At 71.0% G+C, this 7857-nt stretch carries 9 protein-coding genes; all 9 read right to left on the reverse strand.

Annotated features, from left to right (window positions below; all coding sequences use genetic code 11):
• Positions 1-48 precede the first annotated feature (48 nt).
• Entirely contained in the window at positions 49-780 is a 732-nt protein-coding gene (recO, locus tag VGL30_RS05445; protein WP_331537593.1) for a DNA repair protein RecO, read from the reverse strand.
• 187 nt (positions 781-967) lie between these two features.
• Complete coding sequence (gene era / locus VGL30_RS05450; RefSeq protein ID WP_331537595.1) at positions 968-1900, reverse strand: GTPase Era; 933 nt, start codon at positions 1898-1900, stop codon at positions 968-970.
• Positions 1897-2595: a ribonuclease III gene (gene rnc, locus VGL30_RS05455; protein ID WP_331537597.1), complete on the reverse strand. Its 699-nt coding sequence runs from the start codon at positions 2593-2595 to the stop codon at positions 1897-1899. The genes era and rnc overlap by 4 nt, the downstream gene beginning before the upstream one ends.
• Positions 2592-3374, reverse strand: a complete 783-nt coding sequence (gene lepB, locus VGL30_RS05460; protein ID WP_331537599.1) for a signal peptidase I — start codon at positions 3372-3374, stop codon at positions 2592-2594. The genes rnc and lepB (VGL30_RS05460) overlap by 4 nt, the downstream gene beginning before the upstream one ends.
• A gap of 140 nt (positions 3375-3514) precedes the next feature.
• Positions 3515-4291, reverse strand: coding sequence for a signal peptidase I (lepB, locus tag VGL30_RS05465; protein ID WP_331537601.1), 777 nt, complete (start codon positions 4289-4291; stop codon positions 3515-3517).
• Positions 4292-4405: 114 nt separating this feature from the next.
• Complete coding sequence (gene acpS / locus VGL30_RS05470) at positions 4406-4807, reverse strand: holo-ACP synthase (protein ID WP_331537603.1); 402 nt, start codon at positions 4805-4807, stop codon at positions 4406-4408.
• A complete protein-coding gene (locus VGL30_RS05475) occupies positions 4804-5562 on the reverse strand; it encodes a pyridoxine 5'-phosphate synthase (protein ID WP_331537605.1) in 759 nt (252 codons plus the stop codon). Before VGL30_RS05475 ends, acpS begins: the two co-directional genes overlap by 4 nt.
• The gene (pyrE, locus tag VGL30_RS05480; RefSeq protein ID WP_331537607.1) at positions 5559-6143 is read right to left on the reverse strand and encodes an orotate phosphoribosyltransferase; all 585 of its coding nucleotides are present in this window, start codon (positions 6141-6143) and stop codon (positions 5559-5561) included. The genes VGL30_RS05475 and pyrE overlap by 4 nt, the downstream gene beginning before the upstream one ends.
• 66 nt (positions 6144-6209) lie before the next feature.
• On the reverse strand, positions 6210-7857 hold a 1648-nt coding region (locus VGL30_RS05485; protein WP_331537609.1), incomplete at its 5' end, for a RelA/SpoT family protein.

Below are 7857 nucleotides of genomic sequence, written 5' to 3' on the forward strand. Positions count from 1 at the left end.
CCCGGTCCCGTTACGCCGCAGGCGTCGAATGGAGGCCGGCCCCGCGCCCTACAGCTTTCCCGCGTCGGTCAGGCGGTCGAGCAGCCACAGCCGGGCGGGGGGCAGCGGGCGGTTCAGCGGGCCGAACACGAAGGCCTCCAGGAAATGCGCCGTCAGGTCGAACCCCGCGCCCACGTCGCCGGGCGCCAGCCGCGCCTGCGACGACAGCAGGAACGGCGGCAGGGCCAGCATCTTGTCCCGGTAGGGCTCTCCCGCCTGGCGGCTGACGGCGCGGCCGGTGCGGGGGCTGACATAGACCAGATCGTCGGTGGTCCCGGTCGCGGCGCACTTGGAGAAATCGAGGCCGAAGCCCAGGTCCTGCAGCAGGCCCGCCTCGAAGCGCACATAGACCGCGGGCCAGGCCTCGATGGCGGACAAAGCCGCAGCCAGGGCCTCGAAGGCCAGGAACGCCCCCGGATGCGGCTCGCGCTCCGGCAGGGCCGCGGCGCAGACCGCCGCCGCCGCGGCCAGGCCCGCCAGGGCCAGCGGGTCGTCGAACAGGGCGGAAGGCCCCTCGCCTACGGGCTCCAGCGCCGCAGATCCGAGCTGGTCGGCGACCCGCGCCCGATAGCGGGCGACGACCCGGGCGCCAGGTTGCAGGAACGGCCGCATCCTCCGCGACGACCCCCCCGCCACGTGGGCCGCCCAGCGGCCGCGCTGGGCGGTCAGCAGCTCGACGATCGCCCCGCTCTCCCCGAAGACCCGCGCCGACAGCACGAAGGCGTCGTCCTCGAATTCCATGTCAGCACCGACGCGATGCTTCTCGCCTTGCGGGAGAAGGTGGCGGCCGACAGGCCGTCGGATAAGGGGTCGCGCGGCGGTTCAACCTGATCGTCCCGAGGTCAGCCGGAGAGATCTGAGAGACCCCTCATCCGACCCTGCTCCGCAGGGCCACCTTCTCCCGCGAGGGGAGAAGGGAGGGGCTTTCCTAGACGTCATAGTCCAGCCCCACGTCGGAATAGAGCTCGCGCCGGTCCTGCCAGCGCTCGTCGACCTTGACGGTGAGGAACAGGTGCACCGGCCGTTCGAGAAGCTCGATCAGCTCCTCGCGGGATTTCTGGCCGATCCACTTCAGGGTCTGGCCGTTCTTGCCCAGGATGATCGGCCGCTGGCTCTCGCGCTCCACATAGATGGTCTGCTCGATGCGCACCGAGCCGTCCTTGCGCTCCTGCAGCGAGGTGGTCTCCACGGCGGCGGCATAGGGCAGCTCCTCGTGGACGCGCAGGTAGAGCTTCTCGCGGGTCATCTCGGCGGCCAGCAGGCGCACGGGGATGTCCGCCGTCTGGTCCTCCGGGTAGAGGAACGGCCCCTCGGGCATCAGCTCGGCCAGCCGGCGCTTCAGGTCGCCCACGCCGGCGCCGTCGGCGGCGGAGATCATGAACACCTCGGAATAGACTCCGGTCTCGAACAGCGCCTGGGCCACCGCCAGCATCCGCTCGCGCTTGACCCCGTCGATCTTGTTGAGCGCCAGGATCACCTTGGCGCCGGCCGCCTTCAGCCCCTCGACGATGGTCTGCACGTCGTGCACCGCGCGGCGGTCGGCCGCCTTGCCGCCCGGCTCGCCGGAGGCCAGCTCGGCCTGCACGTCCACCAGGTGCACCACCGCGTCGGCATCGGCCGCGCCGCCCCAGGCCGAGCGGATCATCGCCCGGTCGAGCCTGCGGCGGGGCGAGAAGATGCCGGGGGTGTCCACCAGCACGATCTGCGCCTCGCCCTCCATGGCCACCCCGCGCACCGGGAAGCGGGTGGTCTGCACCTTCTGGGTGACGATGGAGACCTTGGCCCCCACCAGCCGGTTGGTGAGGGTCGATTTGCCGGCGTTGGGGGCGCCGATCACGGCGGCGAATCCGGCGCGGGTCATGGGGCGTCCTGACGGCGAATGAACATGGCGAGGGCGGCGGCCTTCTCGGCCTCCTGCTTGGAACGCCCCTGGGCGCGTTCCGGGTCAAAGCCTTGGATGGAGACCTCCACGGTGAAGCTGGGCGCATGGTCGGGACCTTCGCGCCCCACGAGCTTATAGGCCGGCAGCGCCAGGCTGCGGCCTTGCGCCCACTCCTGCAGCCGGGTCTTGGGATCGCGCACCGCGGGCTCGTCGAGGCTGTCGAACGCCTGGGCCCAGAAGCGCTGGAAGAACTCGCGGGCCACGGGGAGGCCAGCGTCGACGTAGATCGCCCCGATCAGCGCCTCGCAAGCGTCGCCCAGCACGCTGTCCAGGTCGCGCGCGCCGACCTTGGCCGCGCTGGCCGACAGCCGCAGCGCCGGCGGCAGGCCGATGTCGCGCGCCACCCGGGCGCAGGCCTGGTAGTTCACCAGCGCCGCCAGCCGGCGCGACATCTCGCCTTCCCGCGCCTCGGCGTCCTGGCCCATCAGGGCCTCGGCGGCCAGCAGGTTCAGCACCCGGTCGCCCAGGAACTCCAGCCGCTCGTAATGGCGCACCGCCCGCGCCCCGTCGCCGACGCTGGCGTGGGTCAACGCGCGCTCCAGAAGCTCGCGGTCGTCGAAGCTGTGGCCGATCCGCTGCTCGAGGTCTGCGATCGCGGCGGCGCGGGCGTTCATTGGACGGGTTTGAAGAACCGGCCGGGGCGGGCGTGGGTGAACCAGGTCCAGGGCTTGAACAGCGAGGCGTCCTTGTCCCAGGAGAGCAGCACCATCTGCGCCTTGCCTTCCAGGTTGACGGCCGGGACATAGCCCACGCCGCCTTCCGCCGGCGGCACGCGGCTGTCGGAGGAGTTGTCGCGGTTGTCGCCCATGAAGAAATAATGCCCCTCCGGCACGACGAACTCGGAGGTGTTGTCCAGGTCGTTGTCCGGCCCGAAGTCGTTGACGACGAAGGACTTCCCCTCCGGCAGGGTCTCCAGGTACTGGTCGACGGGGCGCGCGTAGCCGAAGCCCGCGTCGATCATCGCCGGCGGCAGCGGCTTGCGCGGGATCGGGCTGCCGTTCAGGTACACCACCCCGCCGCGCACGACGATGCGGTCCCCCGGCAGGCCGATCAGGCGCTTGACGTAGTCGGTCTTGCCGTCGCGCGGCAGCTTGAAGACGATGATGTCGCCGCGATGCGGCTCGTGGGCGAACACCCGGCCTTCGAACAGCGGCGGGCTGAACGGGATCGAGTGCCGCGACCAGCCGTAGGAGTATTTGGAGACCACCACATAGTCGCCCTCCAGCAGGTTGGGCACCATGGAGGCCGAGGGAATGGTGAAGGGCTGGAACAGCAGCACCCGCAGCACCAGGGCGATGCCCAGGGCGTAGACCACCGTCTTGATGATCTCGACGACCTCGTGCAGCGCACCGGACTTCTCCGGGCTGCGCGCGTCCTGCGCCTGCTCGCTCATCTGTGGTTCCCGAGACCCGTCCGGGCCGCCGGACACGCGCCTAGCTAGACGCTCGCCCTGGCCGGGGCAAGCGCCGGGGGCTGATGAGCATTTCCTCCCATGTCCCAAAGAGGACGGGGGCGGAAAAGTTCGTCTCCGGATCAGCGCAGAACTTGGAAGAACCGCTTGGGCTGGGCGTCGAGGACCCAGGTCCAGGGCTTGAACAGCGAGACGTCCTTGTCCCAGGACAGCAGGATGATCTGCGCCTTGCCAACCAGGTTCTCGGCCGGCACGAAGCCGACGCCCACTTCTTCCGGCAGCCGGCTGTCCATCGAGTTGTCGCGGTTGTCGCCCATCATGAAGTAATGACCTTCGGGCACCACGAAGACGTCGGTGTCGTCCAGCCGCTCGCCCGTGCCGAAGTCGTTGGTCATGTAGCTGCGGCCGCCGGGCAGGGTCTCGCGGAAGCGCATGACGTCGCGGGTGAAGCCATAGCCCGAATCCTCCTTCAGCGAGGCGGTCTGCACCCTGGGGACCCGCTCGCCGTTGAGGTAGAGCACCCCGCCCTTCACCTGGATCCGGTCGCCCGGCAGGCCGATCAGGCGCTTGATGTAGTCGGTGTGGCCGTCGCGGGGCAGCTTGAAGACCACGACGTCGCCGCGCTGCGGCGAGCGGGCGAAGATGCGGCCGTGGAACACCGGCGGGCTGAACGGGATGGAATGCCGTGACCAGCCGTAGGCGAACTTGGAGACCACGATGTAGTCGCCCTGGTAGAGGTTGGGCTCCATCGAGGCCGACGGGATGGTGAAGGGCTGGAACAACACCGTCTTCAGCACCAGGGCGATGACCAGGGCGGTGGCCACCGTCCTGACGATCTCGACGGTCTCGTGGAGCGCGCCGGCCTTCTTGGCGGGGACGGCGCTGACGCTCTCGATCATGGGTGATTCCTGGCAGGGGGCACGGGGGATTTGGCGGGTGGATACACCGACTGCGGGCTTCGCGCCTCGTGAACTCTCGCTCGTGCACGGAGTCGCAACGTCGCACCCGGGGCGTCAGGCCTCCGGCAGCGCCTCGATGATCACGAACGCCTGGGCGTAGGGGTGGTCGTCGGTGAGGCTCAGATGGATCACCGCCCGATGGCCGGGCGGGGTGATCGCCGCCAGCCGGACCTTGGCCCCGCCTTCCAGCGCCATGGTCGGCTGGCCGGAGCGCAGGTTGACCACCCCCATGTCGCGCCAGAACACGCCGTGGCGCATGCCGGTGCCCAGCGCCTTGGCGCAGGCCTCCTTGGCGGCGAAGCGCTTGGCGTAGCTGGCGGCGCGGTCGGCCTTGCGCTCGGAGCGGGCGCGCTCGACGCCGGTGTAGAGGCGCGCGACGAACCGCTCGCCGAACCGCTGCAGGCTCTTGTCGATCCTGCGGATGTCGCAGAGGTCGGAGCCCAGGCCGACGATCAAGCCGCCTGCTCCGCCCGGGCGGCGTCCATCAGGGCGCGCATGCGCTGGATGGCGGCGGCCAGTCCCACGAAGATCGCCTCCCCCACCAGGAAGTGGCCGATGTTGAGCTCGGCCAGCTCGGGGATCGCCGCGATCGCCTTGACCGTCTCGTAGTCGATGCCGTGGCCGGCGTGGACCTCCAGCCCCAGCCGCGCCGCCTCGGCGGCGGCGGCCTGCAGCGCGGCCAGGCGGGCCCCGGCGTCCGGGGCGCGTTCGCGCACCGCGTCGCAGTAGGGGCCCACGTGCAGCTCCACCACCTGGGCGCCGGCCGCCTTGGACGCCGCCACCTGGGCCGGATCGGGGTCGATGAAGCAGGAGACGCGGATGCCGGCCTGCACCAGCCGGCCGATCACCGGGGCGACGGCGGCCAGCCCCTTGGCCACGTCGAGGCCGCCCTCGGTGGTCAGTTCCTCGCGCCGCTCGGCCACCAGGCAGCAGGCGTGCGGCCGGTGGCTCAGCGCGATGGCCTCCATCTCGGCGGTCACCGCCATCTCGAAGTTCAGCGGCAGGCCGCGCCGGCGGGTGATGGCGGCCAGCGCGTCCATGTCGGCGTCGGAGATGTGCCGCCGGTCCTCGCGCAGGTGGGCGGTGACGCCGTCGGCGCCGGCGGCCAGTGCGATCTCGGCCGCGCGCATGGGGTCGGGCGTCGTGCCGCCCCGGGCGTTGCGCACGGTGGCGACGTGGTCGATGTTGACGCCCAGGCGCAGCCGGCTCACGCGGAGAGCCTCCGGCTGCCCGGGTCCTCGATGGGGATCGCCGCCAGCTCCGGCGGCAGGGCGTCGGCCGGATAGGCCGGCACGTCGAGCCGGGCCAGCGCCACCAGCGGCACGCCGATCTCCGCCCGCCCACCCGACCGGTCGACGATGCAGGCGGCGCAGACCACGTTCCCGCCGATCGCCCGGATCGCCGCCACGCACTCGCGCGACGACAGACCGGTGGTGACGATGTCCTCGACCATGGCGATGCGCGCGCCCGGCGGAATGGCGAAGGCGCGGCGCAGCTTGAACGCACCGCCTTCCCGCTCGACGTACATCGAGGGGACGCCCAGCTGGCGGGCGGTCTCGTAGCCCGGGATGACGCCGCCCACCGCCGGCGAGATGCAGAGGTCCACCTCGCCCACCTGGGCGCGGATCTTTCCGGCCAGCGCCCGGCAGAGGCGCTCGGTGCGGTCGGGATGCTGGAACACCAGGTTCTTCTGCAGGAAGACGCCCGAATGCAGGCCGCTCGACAGCACGAAGTGGCCTTCGCGGAGCGCGCCGGCGGCGCGGAACTCGTCAAGGACGTCTTCGGTGTTCATGGCGCGGGGTCTCCTGAGGCGGAGATACCGAATGCCGCGGAGGCTGTCACCACCTGAGGGCGCGACCTACCCCTTGGTCCGGTCCACCGTCTCGACGCTGGGGTTGGCGCGCAGGGCGGCGGCGATATGGGTGACGTGGCGGGCGTCCTTCACGTCGATGTCGAAGTCGACGTCGAAGAAGTCCTGCTGCCGGTGGTGCATGCGCAGGTTCATGATGTTGCCGCCGGCCTCGCCGATGATCGTGCAGGTCTGGCCCAGCACGCCCGGCGCGTTGCGGATGGTGGCGGTGAGGCGGGCGCGGGCGATGGTGTTGCGCTCGGCCTCCGGCGTCCACTGCAGGTCGCGCCACAGCTCCTCGCGGTCCTCGAAGTCGGCCAGGTGCTCGCAGACGATGGCGTGCACCGTCAGGTCGCGGCCGTCCGGCTCCAGGATGCCGACGATGCGGTCGCCCGGCACCGGGCTGCAGCATTCGCCGAAATGCAGCGCAGCCCCCGGCGGCAGGCCGGAGCCGCGCACGAACAGCCGCGCCGCCTTGCCGTCCTCGATCCGCCGCTGGGCGGAGGCCGCCTCGCGCTCGGCGGCCTTCAGGCCCGGGAAGGCCACGTCGAGCACCTGGGTGGGCGAGACGCGGCCCCGGCCCACGGCCTCGAACAGCTCGTCCTCGCCGGCGATGGCGAAGCGGTCCAGCACGGGCCGGAGCGAGACGTCCTTGCGCGCCTTGCCCGCCCGGTCGAAGGTCTGGTCCAGGGTGGCGCGGCCCAGGCGGGTGAACTCTTCCTTCTCCGTCTGGCGGATATGGCGGCGGATCGCCGAGCGCGCCCGGCCGGTGACGGTGAGCGAGCGCCAGTCCGGCGGCACCACCGGCTTGCCGCCGCGGATCACCTCCACCACGTCGCCATTCTGCAGCACGGTGCGCAGCGGCTTCAGCTCGCCGTTGATCTTCACCCCGATGCAGGTGTCGCCGACGTCGGTGTGGACCGCATAGGCGAAGTCCAGCGGCATGGCCCCGCGCGGCAGGCTGACCAGCGCGCCCTTCGGCGTGAAGACGAAGGACTGGTCGAGGTACATCTCCAGCTTGGCGTGCTCGACCAGCTCCTCCACGTCGCCGCCGTGCTCCAGCACCTGGACGAGGTTGCGCAGGTTGACCAGCGGGTCGCGCCCGCCGGCCGCGGCCTGGGCCTCGGCGTCGAAGCCGTAGGACTTGTCCTTGTAGCGCCAGTGGGCCGCCACGCCCTCCTCGGCCACCCGGTCCATGGCCTCGGTGCGGATCTGCATCTCGATGCGCATCCCCCGCGCGCCCACCACGGTGGTGTGGACCGAGCGGTAGTTGTTGCGCTTGGGCGTGGAGATGAAGTCCTTGAACCGCTCGGGGATGAACGACCAGGAGCGGTGCACCAGGCCCAGCGCCCGGTAGCAGTCCTCCTCGGTCTCGACGATCACCCGGAAGGCGTAGATGTCGGAGAGCTGGGAGAAGCCGATGGATTTGCGCTGGAGCTTCCGCCAGATGGAATAGGGGTGCTTCTCGCGGCCGTAGACCCGGGCGGGGACGCCGGCGCTTTCCAGGCGGGCGGCGATTTCCTGGCTCACCAGCGACACCGCCCCGCCCTGCTCGGCCCGGAGCTTCTCCAGCCGCCGATAGATGGCGTCGCGGGCCACCGGGTTGAGGTGCTCGAAGGCGAGTTCCTCAAGCTCGGTGCAAATCCGGTGCACGCCG

The organism is Phenylobacterium sp. (assembly GCF_036502675.1).
GTDB lineage: Bacteria > Pseudomonadota > Alphaproteobacteria > Caulobacterales > Caulobacteraceae > Phenylobacterium.

Excerpts from the sequence above, each read along its gene's own strand:
- recO (WP_331537593.1), bottom strand. The coding sequence starts at position 780 with ATGGAATTCGAGGACGACGCCTTCGTGCTGTCGGCGCGGGTCTTCGGG.
- era (WP_331537595.1), bottom strand. The coding sequence starts at position 1,900 with ATGACCCGCGCCGGATTCGCCGCCGTGATCGGCGCCCCCAACGCCGGC.
- rnc (WP_331537597.1), bottom strand. The coding sequence starts at position 2,595 with ATGAACGCCCGCGCCGCCGCGATCGCAGACCTCGAGCAGCGGATCGGC.
- lepB (WP_331537599.1), bottom strand. The coding sequence starts at position 3,374 with ATGAGCGAGCAGGCGCAGGACGCGCGCAGCCCGGAGAAGTCCGGTGCG.
- lepB (WP_331537601.1), bottom strand. The coding sequence starts at position 4,291 with ATGATCGAGAGCGTCAGCGCCGTCCCCGCCAAGAAGGCCGGCGCGCTC.
- pyrE (WP_331537607.1), bottom strand. The coding sequence starts at position 6,143 with ATGAACACCGAAGACGTCCTTGACGAGTTCCGCGCCGCCGGCGCGCTC.